This window comes from Nostoc sp. JL23, assembly GCF_017115065.1.
Classification (GTDB): domain Bacteria; phylum Cyanobacteriota; class Cyanobacteriia; order Cyanobacteriales; family Nostocaceae; genus Nostoc; species Nostoc punctiforme_A.
Genome location: NZ_JABXKN010000154.1, coordinates 87,759 through 105,393 on the forward strand (window position 1 = coordinate 87,759; position 17,635 = coordinate 105,393).

The 17,635-nt window shown below is 42.5% G+C and carries 16 protein-coding genes; 10 read left to right on the plus strand and 6 right to left on the minus strand.

Features of this window, described 5'->3' with window-relative positions; translation table 11 throughout:
• Positions 1–33 precede the first annotated feature (33 nt).
• Together HWQ42_RS34550 and HWQ42_RS34555 are read left to right on the plus strand one after the other, a co-directional pair.
• On the plus strand, positions 34–864 hold the full coding sequence (locus HWQ42_RS34550; protein ID WP_292820455.1) for a hypothetical protein: 831 nt from the start codon (positions 34–36) through the stop codon (positions 862–864).
• On the plus strand, positions 861–1,364 hold the full coding sequence (locus tag HWQ42_RS34555; protein WP_292820457.1) for a hypothetical protein: 504 nt from the start codon (positions 861–863) through the stop codon (positions 1,362–1,364). Before HWQ42_RS34550 ends, HWQ42_RS34555 begins: the two co-directional genes overlap by 4 nt.
• A gap of 112 nt (positions 1,365–1,476) precedes the next feature.
• Here the strand turns inward: HWQ42_RS34555 and HWQ42_RS34560 are convergent, their stop codons facing one another.
• Both HWQ42_RS34560 and HWQ42_RS34565 read right to left on the minus strand, forming a co-directional pair.
• The gene (locus HWQ42_RS34560) at positions 1,477–2,697 is read right to left on the minus strand and encodes an acetate kinase (RefSeq protein ID WP_292820460.1); all 1,221 of its coding nucleotides are present in this window, start codon (positions 2,695–2,697) and stop codon (positions 1,477–1,479) included.
• A 392-nt stretch (positions 2,698–3,089) separates the two neighbouring features.
• Positions 3,090–3,584, minus strand: a complete 495-nt coding sequence (locus HWQ42_RS34565; RefSeq protein ID WP_292820463.1) for a hypothetical protein — start codon at positions 3,582–3,584, stop codon at positions 3,090–3,092.
• A 235-nt stretch (positions 3,585–3,819) separates the two neighbouring features.
• Here HWQ42_RS34565 and HWQ42_RS34570 point away from each other — a divergent pair, with 235 nt between their 5' ends.
• On the plus strand, positions 3,820–4,698 hold the full coding sequence (locus HWQ42_RS34570) for a M48 family metallopeptidase (protein WP_292741649.1): 879 nt from the start codon (positions 3,820–3,822) through the stop codon (positions 4,696–4,698).
• A gap of 138 nt (positions 4,699–4,836) precedes the next feature.
• Here HWQ42_RS34570 and cimA read toward each other — a convergent pair whose 3' ends face one another.
• Positions 4,837–6,498, minus strand: coding sequence for a citramalate synthase (cimA, locus tag HWQ42_RS34575; RefSeq protein ID WP_292820466.1), 1,662 nt, complete (start codon positions 6,496–6,498; stop codon positions 4,837–4,839).
• Between the two features lie 75 nt (positions 6,499–6,573).
• Here cimA and HWQ42_RS34580 point away from each other — a divergent pair, with 75 nt between their 5' ends.
• The 6 genes from HWQ42_RS34580 (at position 6,574) to HWQ42_RS34605 (ending at position 13,677) form a co-directional block, all read left to right on the plus strand.
• Complete coding sequence (locus HWQ42_RS34580; protein WP_292820470.1) at positions 6,574–6,912, plus strand: 2Fe-2S iron-sulfur cluster-binding protein; 339 nt, start codon at positions 6,574–6,576, stop codon at positions 6,910–6,912.
• 21 nt (positions 6,913–6,933) lie between these two features.
• Positions 6,934–7,323, plus strand: a complete 390-nt coding sequence (locus HWQ42_RS34585) for a hypothetical protein (RefSeq protein ID WP_292741652.1) — start codon at positions 6,934–6,936, stop codon at positions 7,321–7,323.
• A 112-nt stretch (positions 7,324–7,435) separates the two neighbouring features.
• The gene (gene thiO / locus HWQ42_RS34590) at positions 7,436–9,433 is read left to right on the plus strand and encodes a glycine oxidase ThiO (protein ID WP_292820473.1); all 1,998 of its coding nucleotides are present in this window, start codon (positions 7,436–7,438) and stop codon (positions 9,431–9,433) included.
• Positions 9,434–9,653: 220 nt separating this feature from the next.
• Complete coding sequence (locus HWQ42_RS34595; RefSeq protein WP_292820476.1) at positions 9,654–9,833, plus strand: ssl1498 family light-harvesting-like protein; 180 nt, start codon at positions 9,654–9,656, stop codon at positions 9,831–9,833.
• A gap of 468 nt (positions 9,834–10,301) precedes the next feature.
• The gene (locus tag HWQ42_RS34600) at positions 10,302–12,515 is read left to right on the plus strand and encodes a tetratricopeptide repeat protein (protein WP_292820480.1); all 2,214 of its coding nucleotides are present in this window, start codon (positions 10,302–10,304) and stop codon (positions 12,513–12,515) included.
• 442 nt (positions 12,516–12,957) lie between these two features.
• Positions 12,958–13,677, plus strand: coding sequence for a choice-of-anchor K domain-containing protein (locus HWQ42_RS34605; RefSeq protein ID WP_292820483.1), 720 nt, complete (start codon positions 12,958–12,960; stop codon positions 13,675–13,677).
• A gap of 235 nt (positions 13,678–13,912) precedes the next feature.
• Here HWQ42_RS34605 and HWQ42_RS34610 read toward each other — a convergent pair whose 3' ends face one another.
• The 3 genes from HWQ42_RS34610 to HWQ42_RS34620 form a co-directional block, all read right to left on the minus strand.
• Positions 13,913–15,037, minus strand: coding sequence for a site-2 protease family protein (locus HWQ42_RS34610; RefSeq protein ID WP_292820486.1), 1,125 nt, complete (start codon positions 15,035–15,037; stop codon positions 13,913–13,915).
• Between the two features lie 154 nt (positions 15,038–15,191).
• Positions 15,192–16,025 (minus strand): sulfurtransferase, encoded by an 834-nt coding sequence (locus tag HWQ42_RS34615; RefSeq protein ID WP_292820489.1) that lies wholly within the window; start codon positions 16,023–16,025, stop codon positions 15,192–15,194.
• Between the two features lie 56 nt (positions 16,026–16,081).
• The gene (locus HWQ42_RS34620; protein ID WP_292820492.1) at positions 16,082–16,501 is read right to left on the minus strand and encodes a DUF6220 domain-containing protein; all 420 of its coding nucleotides are present in this window, start codon (positions 16,499–16,501) and stop codon (positions 16,082–16,084) included.
• A gap of 208 nt (positions 16,502–16,709) precedes the next feature.
• Between HWQ42_RS34620 and HWQ42_RS34625 the strand changes: the two genes are divergently transcribed.
• Positions 16,710–17,372, plus strand: a complete 663-nt coding sequence (locus HWQ42_RS34625) for a LuxR C-terminal-related transcriptional regulator (protein WP_292820495.1) — start codon at positions 16,710–16,712, stop codon at positions 17,370–17,372.
• The last annotated feature ends 263 nt before the right edge of the window (positions 17,373–17,635 follow it).

A 17,635-nucleotide genomic window follows, 5' to 3' on the forward strand; every position in this document is an offset into this window, starting at 1 on the left:
GGTTAATTTGCCTTAGAGAAATCAAGGAAGACTATGCCTAATAAAATTCAAGAACAAGCTAAAGATTTGCTAGAAAAAGTAGTCTCATCTGTACATGGATTAGTTGATGATATTACAGCTTTAGAAGTAAATACAATGGTTGTGGAGCAAATTACTGGCGCAAAGTTTAATGCTTGGCAAGCGTATGAAGAGATTTATTCAATAAATGATAAAGACTACTTTGATGCTCAAGGAATTCCAAATCCAGACGATTTACCAGAACCAGAAAAAACTCAAGCTCAAGAGCTACGTAAGCGTTATACGAGTCTATTTTCGCAACTTGAAAGAGAATATTTTTACATTCTCCTTGAACAAAGTAATGAGACTAATGAGCCAGATTCCAGGATAATACAATATCAAGAGCGTCTTAAATATCAGGTGGAACATAAAGCAAATATTGTTCCAACTGATGAGGTATACATTAAGTTAGCTCGACCAATATTGCCTGCTCCAACTCCTGTCGCAGATCGAGAAGAAAATAATCTAAAAAGTTTGCAGCAAAGGTGGAAAGAGATTGAAGAACTTTTGAATAATGACAAATTTATTCGTACACTGCGGAAAATGCCTGAGCTTAAAGCTGCACTTAATAGTGGGAATATTACCAGCGTAGATATCGATGTTATTTATGCTCAAACTGTTATGCAGTTAGATGGAGATATTATTAGTCGTTACCATAAAAAGCTATTTCAATTACCTGATGGGGATAGAAATTTAATCCTAAAAATACATAATGAAGGGGTAGTTGCTGGAGAAAAGCAGTGGCGTGGAACACTAGATTTTCTGATTGGTATTATACAAAATATCGCAAAATTATCCCGACAATGAACGCTGAGAAAATACATACAGATAATGAAGCTGATGTTCAACTCTCTTTCTTTGTGCAAATACCTCAAGGCACTCCTATTGAACTTGAAATTAGGGTTGAACCAGGACAGTATACTTTTTATCTAAATAAGACAGTTTTAAAACAAATTGAGCAAGCGCGAGAAATAGGCTGCTCTTTATATATTCCACCAAAATTACTAGCTTCTATTTGGTACTACAACTGTTTTAGTGATAAGATTTGCTTTAATAATAAGGCTACGCTAGACAATAAATTAGTTTGGCTGGTTAGTCAGCTTCCAAGATGGACTTATATTAGTTCTCAATATCGAAATTGGCTGGCGTGGGGAGTAACTTGTGTCACTTCTAGTATTTTTATTTTTACTCCCACTAATTTCTTATTTTTGCTACTTTTGTCACTAATTGGGCCGTTATTACAATGGGTTTTTAGTTTGATAGTAGGGCAAATTGGTAAAGTCTTTATGCGTTGGTTAATAGCTTGAAAATTGGGTGTGAGGCATTGCAAAAGATATTTTGTTGTGAAAGACTGTTTTAAGAAAAAGATTAGGGTAGCTGAAATATTCAAACAATGTTGCCCAAATTAAATCAGACTTTCTAATTACGTTTCAATAGCTGCCAACATTGCCCGGCGATCGCCCAATCTTCTTGAGTATGAATAACCAATATCCGTACTGCTGAATCGGGTGTAGCAATATCCTCATCCACAGGCTGCTGTTGATTTTTCTTAAGGTCTATTTTCAGTCCGATAAATCCAAAGGCTTCACAAGTGGCTTGGCGAATTTCTGGAGAGTGTTCGCCCACACCTGCTGTGAACACTAAAGCATCTAATCCGCCCAAACTAGTAAGCATTGCGCCAATACCAGAACGCAAGCGATGCACGTAGATATCCCACGCCAGTTGAGCGCGGGAATTGCCTTGAGACATCGCTTCTCTCACTTCACGCATATCACTAGATACACCCGAAATTCCCTTTAACCCAGAAGCTTTATTTAATAACTCATCCAACTTTTCTACAGAGTAATTGCAGTGCCGCAACAGGTAAATCAGAATCCCTGGATCGACTGAACCAGAACGACTACCCATCATCAATCCTTCTACAGGCGTGAATCCCATAGTGGTATCAATACTGCGACCGTTTTTAATCGCCGCTAAAGAGCAACCATTGCCCAAATGGCAGATAATTAACCGCTCAGATGCAACATCTCGACCGAGAATTTGGACAGCACGTTGAGAACAGTATTGGTGACTAATACCATGAAACCCATAGCGGCGAATACCTTGCTCTACCCACTGATATGGGCCGGGATAGATTGCTGTTGCATCGGGTAAAGTACCATGAAATCCGGTATCAAAGGCTGCTACTTGGGTGACATCTCCTAAGATTTGTTCAATTGCTTCTATACCTTCCAAACCCACTGGATTATGTGCTGGAGCCAGGTTAGACAGATCAGCGATCGCCTTTTTGACATCCTCCGTAATTACCACACTATCTCGATAATCCTGTCCACCATGTACTATTCGATGCCCCACCACATCGATTTCTGACAACCGCTCGATTACCTTGGTATCATCACGATCAAGTGTATTGAGCATATAGGTGAGGTGCGCCTGTGGAGAATCACCAGAGATTGATTTTTGCAGCGTTCCACCCGTAGCAGTTTTCACCTCAATTTCTGCGACAGCCCGATCTTGAGTCCAGTTGATTTTCCCTTCCCAAAGGGGTTGGGGTGCTTGACTGGGAAGAGTTTCATCTGCAATTTCATACAGACAACTCTTTTGGCTGCTCGATCCGGCATTCAGTATTAATATCTTCATAGTGACAACAGAAAAAGACGATTTACTTTGATCGTGCCACTAGTTGTAGCTTCATGCTTAGTACAGTTTTGCGTAAAAGCGTAGCGTTTTTAATTCAGGGGAACGCATTAACAATGCAAGCTGACGCATTAACAAGGCGGCCACTGCATTAACAATACAAGCTGACGCATTAACAAGGCGGCTATTGCATTAACAATACAAGCTAACGCATTAACAAGGCGGCTATTGCATTAACAATTCAAGCTGACGTATTGGCATTGCACGGTATTACTTTTCATAAATTCGCTATAAATTAATGAAATACTATACTTAGTTTTCTCACGGTACAACAAGGCTTTGAAGCTTCTAAATTTCAGAGAGTTGAAACTAGGAAGCGAGGAGAAATGGCTTGCTCAATTATCATTTCGTAGGTTGATTGGACGGATGTCGCGGATCTTGAGGGTTCTTTTGCCTGCGTTATCGTCATCATCAATTGTTACCAGGTATTTCACGACCGTATGGTTTGCATTTCCACCAGTCACAGTGACAACAAATGCTGAGTAACTGTTAGTGTTTGTGCCACAACCACTTCGCTCATGGAAGGTTTGATTCCATTCACCAATATGGACACCCTCGCCTCGTGGCTCATCACCACTTTGTTTAATTTCATTGAGGAGAGCTACTTTCAGAAGAGATAGCTTTGATTTTTTATTAGCAAGCATAAGTTTAAGAAACTTATCGCGATTAAACTGGTCAAGGTTGCCGCCGTTGCTGCATTTATCTTCATAGTTGGCGTCAGCTGAATCCGGGCTGGTCATTACCAGTGCTGGGATTTTGGGAGACTGAGCGGCGTGCCCAGAAGTTGTCGCTAGTGCGAGAACACATAAAGTAAAAAAACCAAAGCGCATTCAATTCTCCGAGCGTAAATTAGTGTGTCCAATCAAGATTAACTGCAACGGATACTAAAGGAGAGGGTTTACCCGGTAGGCGTATGCAGCAAAAGGGGGAAATGAGCAGTGATAGCGAAAGTTACGACTATGCAAGAAAGGAAACCCCCAACTGAAATCGTTATACTAACTGTGGGAGGCTGTTTATCTATCCAGCCAGATTCCATAGTTGTATTTTTTTATAGCTTGTTGCACTATGTCTTTCTTCAAAACCCCGCTGATTGGTTTAAAAGCTGACTCATTTCGTCACCCATTAGACCTGGAAGCTACCAGAGCGCTCAAGCAGATACCGGGCATAGATATGTTGGTGCGAAATTGGCTCGGGCCAATGGCAGAGCAGGTTTTTTATGTGGAAAATATTGCCTCTAGCATTTTGGTGGGTGAAAAGCAACTACCCGATTTATACAAGCTGTTGTTAGATGCCTGTAAAATCCTGGATATAGATCCTCCCCAGTTGTACGTCCGGCAACATCCGGCTCCTAACGCCTATACTTTTGCTGTGCGGGGTAAGCAGCCTTTTGTCGTGCTACACACTTCCCTGATTGATATTCTCACACCAGAAGAAATACAGGCAGTAATTGCCCATGAGTTGGGGCATCTCAAGTGTGACCATAGCGTTTACTTGACACCTGTAAATTTATTAATATTAGCTGCGGCGATTGTGCCCAATGTCGGTACTATCGTTGCCCAAGCCATACAGGCGCAACTTTTGGAATGGGTACGTTGTGCTGAGTTTACCTGCGATCGCGCCGCATTACTAGCAACCCAAGACCCGAAAGTTGTCATGTCCGTGTTGATGAAGTTGGCAGGTGGTTCTCCCACCTTAGCGCCCCAACTGAATCTCGATGCCTTTGTTGCCCAAGCTCGCGCTTACGATGATATTAGCAAGACAGAACTGGGTGAAATGGTCAAAGCTGCCCGTACAGCCCAATTAACCCATCCAGTGCCAGTACTGCGGGCGCGAGAAATTGACCGTTGGGCAAGCAGCACTGAATATCAAACTCTGTTGCAAAGTCACGGACTGAAGTCTACTAATAATGAAGTTGCACCCAAAGGTGGATGGCGCAATTGGTAGAGCTACTTTTCACAACCGCTTTTTCGCTATATAAGCAGAAAAATTTTTAATAGATCATAAGAAGCGATCGCCAAATAGCGATCGCTTCCCCTTTTCATCCAAAAACGCAAACTTTCCTTACACTACATATCCCTTTTGTCAACTAGAAGCTTTCACCGCTGCTTCTGCTTGAGAATGTAACAACAAACCGTATTCCAAGCCCTCTACCACCGCTTGATAGGAAGCCGCCAAAATATTGGTGGAAACCCCTACTGTTGTCCAGCGTTGACGACCATTGCCTGATTCTACCAACACACGGGTTTTCGCCGCAGTGCCCGTATGTCCGTTGAGAATCCGCACTTTGTAATCTGTCAAATCAAAGGTTGCAATTTGGGGATAAAAGTTCACCAAAGCCTTGCGTAAAGCTGCATCCAAAGCTGCAACGGGCCCGTTACCTTCCGCCGCCTCCAAAATATTTTTCCCGTCAACAGCGACTTTGACTGTAGCTAGGGCATTGCTAGCTTCTTTCCCTTCAATCAAGTCGCAGTGGACTTGAAAACCTTTGACTTCAAAAAACTTCTGGCGGTCTCCTAAAGCTTCGTGCATCAACAGCACAAAACTGGCCTCTGCTGCTTCAAATTGAAATCCTTCACTCTCCAAATCTTTGAGACGCTGGAGAATTTCTCTAGCCTCTGCCTTTTGCTGATCCAATTCAATCCCAAAACTGCGGGCTTTGGCTAAAACATTACTCAGTCCAGACTGTTCCGAAATCACAATGCGGCGACGATTCCCGACTTGTTCCGGCTGAATGTGTTCGTAAGTTAGGGGATTACGTTCCACTGCTGATACATGAATACCGCCCTTATGGGCAAAAGCCGAACGTCCCACAAAGGGAGCGTGTTCATCTGGCGCAAGGTTGACAACCTCACTCACAAAACGACTAGCTTCTGTAAGTTGTGTGAGCTGGTCTTCTGTGATACAACTGTAACCCGCCTTCAGTTGTAAATTGGGAATTAACGAACAGAGGTTAGCATTACCGCAACGTTCACCGTAACCATTAATTGTGCCCTGTACCATCTTTGCCCCTGCCATTACGGCGGCTATTGCGTTAGCAACCGCCATTTCCGAATCGTTATGAGTATGAATTCCAATTTGGGGCATTGTCCTTTGTCCTTTGTCCTTGGTCATTGGTTCTTGACAAATGACTAATGACAAATGACTAATGACATCTTGAACAATTTGGCTAATTTCGTGTGGTAAAGTACCACCATTGGTATCACAGAGGACTAGCCATTCAGCACCAGAGGCGATCGCAGCCTCTAATGTCTGTAAAGCATAATCTCGATTGTGCTTATAACCATCAAACCAATGTTCGGCATCGTAGATAATGCGACGACCTTGAGAACGGAGGTACTCAATGGTGTCGCGAATCATCGCCAAATTTTCTTCTAATGTCGTCTTCAGTCCGGTTGTCACATGTAAATCCCAAGACTTGCCAAAAATCGTTACCCAGCGAGTTCCCGCAGCCAAAATATCCTGTAGCATCGGTTCGGTGGCGGCAGTGGAGTTAGGGCGTCGAGTCGAGCAAAAAGCAACAATTTCAGCTTGTTTTAGCGGATCTTCTTGAAGTTGCCAGAAAAATTGTACATCCTTGGGATTGGCACCAGGCCAACCACCTTCAATAAAGGGAATTCCCAGTTGATCGAGTCTACGGGCAATGCGTAACTTATCTTCTATCGATACAGATAGCCCCTCGCGCTGAGTGCCATCCCGTAATGTAGTGTCATAGAGCCAAAGTTGAGGTGAGGAATTTGTGGTCATAAAACTGGGACCGACGAGACAACTTTCGAGGCAATGTGTCAATATACAACAAAAAGCCAGTTTGGCAATTTAAAAATGCCTAAAGTACTAGCAGAAGGTAAAACAATTGATTGCGAGTATGGAAGCAATCTCCGCAAGGTTTTGCTGCACAATAGTATTGATCTTTACAATGACGGTGCTAAAGTAATAAACTGTCGGGGCATTGGCAGTTGCGGTACCTGCGCGGTTAAGGTAGAGGGCAAAGTATCAGCAGCGAACTGGCGCGATCGAGTACGGCGTTCGCTTCCTCCCCATTCTCCTACAACAGACTTGCGTTTAGCCTGTCAAACTCAGGTTTTAGGCGACGTGAAAGTGACAAAGTTTGATGGATTTTGGGGACAGGGTTCTCAAATAGTGTGGACACCAAAAGGTTAAAAAGAAAGGAGTTAAGACAAGATGGGTAGATGGACACCCTTAATTTTAATGGCTGGCGGTTTAGCCATTCTGCTTGGTACATTACTGGGCATCAACTTTCCGATGGGCGTACAAACTGCTAACGCTCCCAGTGATAAGAAATCAGAAGTCCTGCCAGCTAATATCAATGTTAATAGCAGTGCTGGCAGCAAGAATGAAGAAACTGCAACAGAAGGAAACGAAACAACTGAAACAAACGAAAACAGACGCGGTATTGTAGCCCCAAGACCTGACAACAGGAGTAACGTTGCTCAAAATTCTGCCGATGACTCAACTGACAGTACAACAGATGGCAATACAGATTCTTCAGAAACCAGCACACCATCTAGCGATACAAATCAAGGCAACGAACCAATTCGCGCTTTGTGGTAAAGATAGATCCGTCTTTAGTTACGAGTTATAAGTTATAAGTTATGAGTTATTAGTTATGTACTAATGATAAATAGCTAATGATAGATGACTAATGACTAATGACTAATGACTAATGATTAGTGAGACTGTGATTATTGGTGGCGGCGTTATAGGTTTAGCGATCGCCATTGAACTAAAATTGCGCGGGACAAACGTCACCGTGCTTTGTCGTGACTTCCAGGCTGCCGCTACCCACGCCGCCGCCGGGATGTTGGCACCAGATGCGGAAAACATCCCTAATGGGGCAATGCGTTCCTTGTGTTGGCGATCGCGTGCTTTATATCCCGACTGGACGCGCAAATTAGAAGAACTGACAGGCTTAAATACTGGCTACCGTGCCTGTGGTATCCTTGCACCCGTCTTTGAAGAGGCAGGGGGGCAGGGGGGCAGGAGAGCAGGGGAGCAGAGGAGCAGAGGGGAAAGTCTTTCCTCCTCATCTCCTTCATCCCCTTCTTACTGGTTAAACAAAGAGGCAATTCATCAATATCAGCCAGGATTGGGAGCCGAGGTAGTTGGTGGCTGGTGGTATCCTGAAGACGCACAAGTTGATAATAAAGCTCTCGCTTGCGTATTGCGGACGGCGGCTGAGTCTGTTGGTGTTGAACTCAAAGACGGTATTACAGTAGAAGCATTTTTACAGCAGCAGGGACAAGTGATTGGCGTCCAAACCAATGCTGGAATAATTCGCGCCGCGCACTATGTTTTAGCTTCAGGTGCTTGGTCAAATGAATTGTTACCGCTACCTGTGCTACCTAGAAAAGGACAAATGCTGAGTGTGCGGATACCAGAAGTTTCGCCGGAATTGCCTTTGAAGCGGGTTTTGTTCGGGCAAAATATTTACATCGTACCAAGACGCGATCGCTTGGTTATTGGAGCAACAAGTGAAGACGTTGGCTTTATCCCCAACAACACCCCAGAAGGTATTCAAAAATTACTACAAGGTGCTATCCGCCTCTATCCCCAATTAAAGCATTATCCCATCCAGGAATTTTGGTGGGGATTTCGCCCAACGACCCCTGATGAATTACCCATTCTTGGCACTAGCCACTGTCAAAATTTAACCTTTGCTACGGGTCACTACCGCAATGGAATTCTACTTGCGCCCGTAACCGCCGCTTTGATTGCCGATTTAATCTTGGAACAAAAGTCTGACCCCCTACTTGCTAATTTTCACTATTCGCGTTTCCAGTCCAAGTCATCTACCTCCACCCCAATGCTGACTCACTCTGCCAATTTCTCCAACGGACATCACTCTGCTATATCCCTACTCCCCACTCAAGACTCCCCACTAATTATCGCTGGCAAAACCTTCCAATCCCGCTTAATGACGGGAACTGGTAAGTATCGCAGCATTGAGGAAATGCAGCAAAGCATCGCCGCCAGCGATTGCCAGATTGTCACCGTAGCAGTCCGAAGGGTACAAACCAAGGCTCCGGGACATGAAGGTTTAGCTGAAGCCTTGGATTGGACGAAAATCTGGATGTTACCCAATACCGCAGGTTGTCAAACTGCCGAAGAGGCAATTCGGGTGGCGCGTTTGGGGCGAGAAATGGCGAAATTGTTGGGGCAGGAAGATAATAACTTTATAAAGTTAGAAGTAATACCCGATCTTAAGTATTTACTCCCAGACCCGATTGGGACATTGCAAGCAGCAGAACAACTAGTTAAAGAAGGCTTTGCAGTATTGCCCTATATCAATGCTGACCCCATGTTAGCCAAGCGTTTAGAAGAGGTAGGTTGTGCTACAGTCATGCCTTTGGCATCACCAATTGGTTCTGGACAAGGACTGAAAACAACTGCCAATATCCAAATCATCATCGAAAATGCAGGTGTGCCAGTGGTGGTAGATGCTGGTATTGGTTCACCCTCAGAAGCCGCCCAGGCAATGGAATTGGGAGCAGATGCTTTGTTGATTAATAGTGCGATCGCTCTTTCTCCAAACCCAGCAGCAATGGCTCGTGCCATGAATTTAGCAACAGTCGCCGGTCGTCTAGCATACCTTGCTGGCAGAATGCCTATTAAAGATTACGCCAGTCCTAGTTCACCTCTAACTGGGACGATTACTAGTTAGAAAATGGGGAGTAGGGCATGGGGCATGGGGAACAGCACAAGGGGACAAGGGGAAAAACTTGTTGTAAATTCTCACAAGTCACCTTGTCTCCTCTGCCCCTCTGCTCCCCTGCACCGCTACCTCTTTTAAATCCCCAATGTAACGATTTATCTAGCAGTTTAAGACCAGATTTAGCATTTATGTAACATTAAATTAACGATAAAGATAAAGGAATTCATTCATGCCCTATACCAATGAAGAAGGCGGTCTTCTGAATAATTTTGCCCGGGAACCAAAGATTTATCAAGCAGAACCTCCCACAGAGGGGCAAAAGCGAACTTATCTCCTACTAGGAATTGCCGCTACAGTTTTGGTTGTCGGCTTGATTGTAGTCGCCTTCTTTGTTTCTAAGAGCAGTTGATCGTAAAACATTTTAAGAAAACTTCATTTTCTTTATAGTTTTTCAGGTTCCGATTTTAAGAGGGGCCTGCTTTTTTATTTTTTGTTAAAATTGAACTAGGAATAAAAGTATATAATTATACTTTATTGTTCCGACTATAATTGAATGCTGAATATATCCTGAGTAGCACAACATCTACTTGTTAAAAATAATTTTTAGTATGAGACCAATTTGAAAAAAGGATGTGACAGATACATACTCCCAAACCTGTGTTCTGTCTGGCTTTCTTAATTTTGATTTTTGTTAGCGCAGCGTAAAGCCTTCGGCATGGCTTCGCTTAGAGCGAGTCCGCGTACTCTTACAGAGAAGCAAGCTACGCTTTTAGCGTCTCGTAGAGAGCGTCATTTTGAATTTTGAATTGGTATGAGTTTGTCCCACTGGATACACCCAAAAAGGTGATATGTACTGTGTTTTGGCTCTTTAGCCGCTATGAGCGTGAATGATACTGCACACAACAATAATTCTACTTGGAATCGGCAAGTATACCACCGCCTGAAACTTGCCTTAAGTCTTGGCTTACGACGACAAATTCTTTTAGCAGTTTGTGATGATTTATACTTAAGAAATCAGGTAGCAGCCCGTTTGCATTCTACATTAGCTTATCCTGTTGGACAGGTGCTATATCAATCATCAAATGCTCAGGAAAATAGCACTCCAGCTTATCCGCGATTAGTCACGTTGCGTTTGAATTTAAACGATCCGAACCCCATAATCCAGATTAATCAATGGTTGACTAATTATCCACCGCCAATTGTTGGGGCATCAAAAGATACTCCTGGAAAACCTTTTCCAGTACCAGCATTTCAGATTGTCGGCGTGGAGCATCTCACTAAGCAATCAGTAGCGACACAGCGGTTATTTTTGCACTATCTCCGCTTAAGCGAACAATATTTCTCTACACAAGAATCTAGCCGATTCCTGGAATCTAACTTGCTGTTGTGGATACCACGTCCTTGGTTATCGGCTATCAAGCAATCAGCACCACAGTTTTGGCGTTGTCGTACTGGCGTATTTGTGTTTGCTGGAGAACCCACACCAGTAACTCAGAATTTGGCCTATCCAGAACGTTTTTCACGTTCAGGAAGCTTGGATTTAGGGAATATTGAGCAGTCGATTCTAGATGAATCAGCTAACCAACCAGAACTCAGAACCGCAGCCACTGAGTTCAAGTTTGAGAATAATTCTGATTTCCCAGTAGAGATACAAGGGAATCGCGTACACAAAACTGAGGAAGTTTCACCATCACCAGCAGATTTATTGAAGGCTACGCCACAACAACAGGAATCTACAAATCGGTCTGGTAATGGGAGTAATAATCAATCGCTGTCATCTTTATCTTATATTAGCAGTGAGTTAACGGAGCTAATAATAGCAACAATTAATACAAGTATTACTCAAAATGCAGAGGATTCCTTACAACCACAGCAGATTTTATTGGAGATTGAAGAATTACACGGAAATCTTGTTTCAGAGGAGATACTGGCAGAGGCTTATCATCGGTTGGGTACTTTATACCGTCTTCGCATTGAGCAAGGAGAGGCAAATTTAGAAAACCTGATGGTGGCAATTATTGCCTATCAGGAGGCAATTAGCTATGACGAAAGCTCACCGCAACTCCCAGATATCTTGAATGATTTGGGTACACTCTACTGGATGCTATACCGCACACCACCCAATTCTGAGGAGGGACAAACTTATATAGAGCAGGCAATAGAATTTTATCAGTTGGCGTTAAAGATGATTTCGCCCCAGACACATTCGGAAACTTACGCTCGTGTGCAAAATAATTTGGGAACAGCCTATGGTGATTTAGCTCGTTTCTCTCACCCATCTGAAAATTGGCAGCAAGCTATTTTCGCTTACAGTGAAGCACTCAGCTACCGTACAGCGGATATGGATTCATTAAAGTATGCGGCTTGCCAGAATAATTTGGGTACTGCCTACTGGCATTTAGGGCAATACAATCAACCGATTGTGCATTTAAAGAAAGCGATCGCAGCTTACAATGAAGCACTTGCACACTACAACCCTGAAGAGGAACCGCTGAAGTATGGCATGATTCAAAACAATATCGGTACTGCGTATTGGAATCTGGCACAATACGAAAAACCTGCCCAAAATCTCCAGCTAGCTATAGATGTTTATAGCGAAGCTCTCAAGTATCGCACTCCAGCTAATGTTCCCAGTGCTTGCGCCGCTACACAAAATAATCTGGGTACTGCCTACTGGCATCTAGCAAACCTATCTGAGACTACTAAAGAGGCACGGCAAAAGTATCTGCAACTATGTATCAGCGCTTACGAAGAAGCTATAGCTTTGGCTAACTCACTTAGCGGCACTCCTTTAAGTTTTGATTTGCTTGCCTCTCACAATAACCTGGGACTAGCACATTATCAGCTAGTAATAGATAAGTCTTTTAATGGCGACAAAGCAACACGCTCTCAACACTTAGAAGTGGCATTAGATAACCATTTGCAAGCCTTAAACCGATTAAGTAAACAACCAGAAGCTTATCAAACAACCTTTGCTTATGTGGTGAAAACTATTCGTGCTTTTCATAATGAGTTAGGGATACAGGGACAAAATCTGGCTCTATCTAAAATTCCTAGCCAGTTGTTGTCAAAGATTTTGTCAAAATTATGAATCCCATTCCTCTCCATAGCGCGAGGAATGTCAAAAAACCATAACTTGATATCAGCTTGACAATTTATCGGTAAGTCAAGTAAGGTAGCGATGTCTACGACGGGCTACGCCTACACAATTACTAGACTTCTTGCATAAATCAAAAAAAACCTCACTTTCCCTTTGACTTTCGTTAAAGTCTCAACTCCTGCTGAGTTTAGCGTGTTAGAGAACTTTTTGCAAGAAGTTTACCGTTTTACTAATTACAAACTAGTGAAATATATTTTAAAAACCCATAATTTTAACTTAATAAATATAAATTATTCATTAAATTATTTTGAAATACACATAAAATTTTTATAAAAAATACAATAAGACGTTGGCGGATTTTCCGTAAATTTACTAAGGTAGATTGAAGACCTACTTGAAAGAAACTCCAGAATGATAATTAAAACCTAGAATTATGAAACTTAGTTTTGTTTTCGCTACTGCTATATCTAGTTTTTTTGTGAGTTTGACCACAGGATTTAGTTTCTCTGGTCAAGCACAAGCTCTAACTTTTTCTGGCATCTCTGGTGCGACATGGGGAAACCCTACTCCAGGAATCACTGATACTAATCCCATATATACAGGTGTGGGAAGTAATACATTTACTTGGGGTCAAGCTAATTCGTCACTAGGACTTCCAAATAAACTAACCTCTAATGGAACTTCATTTTCTGCGGACATTAACTCTGTATTCAAAATAGCTGATTTAACTTACTTTAATGGAAAGGTACGCACTGATTCAAGCGTTGAATTTGTCCCTTTAAATCTCAATGTATCTTTCAGCACACCTGTGGGAACCAGCCAAGTTTTTGACTTCAACTTGCGTTTAGTAAATACATTTAACGACCCAAAAGATCCTGAAAAGAGTGCAGACTTAGTATTTTTAGACACAAATTTGAGTAATCGCAGTTTCACATTTGGAAGTAATAAATATACCCTTGAGTTAACCGGTTTTAATCCAGACAGTCGCCAGATAAGTATTAAAGCTCTTGAAGAAGCTACAACTACAACAGCTATTTATGCCAAAATCAAAACTATACCCGAACCTGCGTCAGTGTTAGGTCTATCCTTGCTAGGGATATACCTAATATCTCGTAAAAATTCTTGGAAAATAAATACAGGGAATAGGGAATAGATATATACTGAGTTTTATTCAAAAATTAAATAGGAGTGCTACATAACAATCCGATTTGATTTTTGAACTTATTTACGGGGACAGATAAGAGGCAACGGTCAATAAGGCTCTTTCAATTGTACGGAGTTTTTTCATGCAATCAAAAATTTGGGTGATAAAAAAATGTAGAGACGTGACAAATCACGTCTCTACAAAGGTTTACCGTTTTTTTTGATAGACGCGATGAATTGCGTCTCTATGCAGGGTTAGGTTGGGTTCGGCTTTGAAGTAGCTGGATAATTGCAGCTTTTTCTAAGATTCCAACTAGGACGCCATTCTCACGAATCACGGGAAGCACAGATAGCTTTTGTTGTTCGAGTAAATGCATGACTTCCAGCAGAGGTTGATCTGATTGGACTGTGGTAAATTCGGGAATTGGTCGCATGACTTCTTTAACTTGAGTTTCTGACCACAGTGCTGTGGGGATGGTTCTTAAATTATCAACTGCGATCGCACCTACTAATTGTCCATCATCATCAGTCACTAAGAACCGATGCCAGTTTTGCCCACTTATGACTCGCTCATCGGCAAACTCTCTCAGGGTAAGATTAGCAGAGACAATCGGGCTGTCATGAGTTACGGCATCTTGAGCTGTCAAACCTGTAAGTTTTTCTTGGACTCTGGCAAATTGAGCCGAATTACCAGCATTTTGCAATAAGAAGAAGCCAATTAACAAATTCCAGAAGTTACCGGCGTTGCCAAATAATAGTAAGGGAACTACACCAGAAAGAATTGCTACCCAACCAAAGATTTGTCCAACTCGACTCGCAAAGGTTATACCTTTATAAGGATTACCTGTAATTTTCCAAACGATAGCTTTCAGTATATTTCCGCCATCTAAGGGCAAGCCAGGAATCAGGTTAAATAGCGCTAATGCCAAGTTTACGGAAGCTAGAACACCAAGGATTGCAGCTAACGGCCCTGATGCAGCAGTAGTAACACCGATCGCTGTAACGATACCGCATAGTAGTAAGCTTACCATTGGCCCGGCGATCGCTACCCAAAAAGCTTCACCTGGGGTTTTCGATTCTTTTTCTAAGCTTGCTAAACCGCCAAATATAAACAGCGTGATCGATTTGACATCAATTCCCTGACTAATCGCAACAAAACTGTGGCCTAATTCATGGGCGACGACAGAGGCAAATAACATCAGCGCTGTCATCAATCCTAATAGCAAAGCTAATCCCGCAGACAATTGGGGAAATTGCGCCGCCAATCCACTGCTATAGCTCCAAGTTACTAAACCCAGAACTAAAAACCATGACGGATGGATATAGAAGGGAATTCCGAAGAGATTACCAACGCGAATTGTGCCATTCATGTCGTTCACCTTTGATTTCAGCTTCGAGAGGTTTGCTTTCTTCCTTCTCGATGTCTCTAGTGTAACGAAAGGTTAAGAGATTTTAATCTTGATGGCAGTAGTGGTGTCCGTCCGTAAAGGTGTGGTTATTGGTAATATTGCCCAATAACTCTCACTACCTCTCGATCGCTATATCAGGCAGGCGACTCCACTCATTCCAAGAGCCATCGTAATTCCGAACATTCGGATAGCCCAATAAATATTTTAAGACAAACCAGGTATATCCAGAACGCCCACCGATAGCACAGTAGGGAAACACTTCCTTATCAGGGGTAATGCGCTTACTGTCATAAAGATTTTTTAATTCGTTAAATGATTTAAAAGTTCCATCCTCATTGAGAGTTAAGATATGCTCCAAATGCACTGCACCTGGAATATGTCCAGTACGTTCGCCTGCTTTTGGTGGCTGATTGAAAAACCACTCACCAGAGTATTCTTGCAGTGTTCGGACATCCAACAATACGCGATTGCTTCTACCTATCGATACCTGAACTTCATCGTGTAATACTCGCAGATGAGCATCAATACCTCTGGCACGGTAATCAGTAGAAGTAAACGTAGATAACTCAGTTGCTAGTGGACGAATTTCTGATTTCCATTTTTGGTAGCCGCCATTGAGAACTCGTACATTCTCATGTCCAAAGACTTTCAACAACCAGAAAATCCAGGCTCCCGTTCCCGGATAACTGCCATAAGCAATCACTGTGGTGTCATGGGTGATGCCTGAACGTGCCATCAGTTTCTCAAAAGCGATCGCATCCAAATTTATCTTCAAGTCGGGCAAGAGTAAGTCTGTAAAGATGTTCCAGAAGACAGCACCAGGTATGTGAGCATTGTTGTACGGCTCTGGACTCATATCTACTTCAATAATGCGGATATTTGGATCGTTAAGATGATTTGCAAGCCACTGGGTATCAACGAGAACAGACGGATCGGCGTATTGAGACACTTGTATTTCTCCTGTAATAGCGTGAAAAAAATTGAAACTTGTGTTTCCTCAACGATTTAGTCTTGGTTATGGTTGGGAAATACGATGTGCGATGTCCGATGCACTAGGGTTATGGAAATAGAGAATAAGGAAAAGCCGATAAGTGGATGGAACACTGCTAGAGGAAAAGAAGTTTGCAAGTGAATTGTGAGAAATTGCAGTCCCAGTAGCACTGGCATACTTGCTGTTAGGTTTCGGACTCTTCGAGGAAAGGGAATCAAAAACACCCATATCAACAAAATTAGTGAGAGTCCGCCATATCCTCGCACGAGCCAAATATGTAGGTTCCACCAATCAGAGTTGTAAAAGTAAGCCAATCCAACACTGAATATTTGGATTATTAAACAGAGATTGAAAAGCACTGCTGCGATCAAAAAACTGATTTGAATCCAGCGCCTGGATATCTGTGTGTCATCAATGCCAGAATTTACAGTCATGTAAAGTAATCCAAAAAACCAAACAAATTAGTCATTGGTCATTAGTCATTAATAAAGAGTTTTTTGGTACATAGCTCGCAACAGAGTGGGTGAAAAAACTAAGGACTAATAACTAATGACTCCGCGAAGCGGTTTGGTGTGACTAAAGCTAAGATAGGTCTGGTTGCGATACTGCGCCTAGACCTCGAACGAGTACACTTTGCAAATCATGGTTGCCTTACAAGCTCTATTTCATGGAATTGCTCAAGCTCAAGATGAACAGACTTTGCGATCGCACATATCCGCACAAATGAGTGAGTATTTTTCAGCTACACGATGTGGGCTGTTTTTCTTTGCCCAAATTTCTTTAGTTGACAGCAAGATTCAAAAAGCATTGCAAATTGCATTATCACCTCAACACAATCCAGTTGCACGCTACTTGCTAGAACGCCATGCCCCTGTTCATGAAGCTTTGGTAGTAGAACCTAAAACATGGAAATTGATTTGTCCTCGTGCCGATCACTGGCACGTTATGGCAGGGCCAATTGTCAGCAATGGTGAGTTAGTGGGTGTGGTAGGTTTGACGCGTCAGCAAGGAATGCCTGCATTTGATTCACAAAATCTTACAGATTTGAGTGCGCTTTGTCTGCATATTTCTACTTGGGTGGCAATGGCGCAATTGCAACAACCACTATTACAGACAAAGCGTTTAACGCCTCGTGAAATGCAAATTGCTTCCTTGGTGGCTCAAGGACAAACCAATGCAGAAATTAGTGCTGAACTTTGGATTACTGAAAACTCTGTCAAGCAAGCCTTAAAAAGGATGTTTCGCAAGCTTGAAGTTTCATCTCGTGCTCACATGGTTGCAAAACTTTCCACAGTTTTAAAATAAATGACCTTTTATTGCCTGATCAATCCTGGATTTCTCTCCTTATGTCACAGAAAAAAGGCAGGAGGCAGGAGGTTTTAGAAAAGAATTTTCTCTGGAGGCAAAATGGTCTGAGAGCAACTAAATTTATTAGACTCATCCACAAATGGCAAATGCTCACGGGGACTGGGTTTGAGAAACTTGGGTACAATAGGCGATCACTAAAAGGAGCTACGAAAAAATAAGTATTTGAGAGCATTCAGAGGCAAAAAATTAAAATTAGGGTG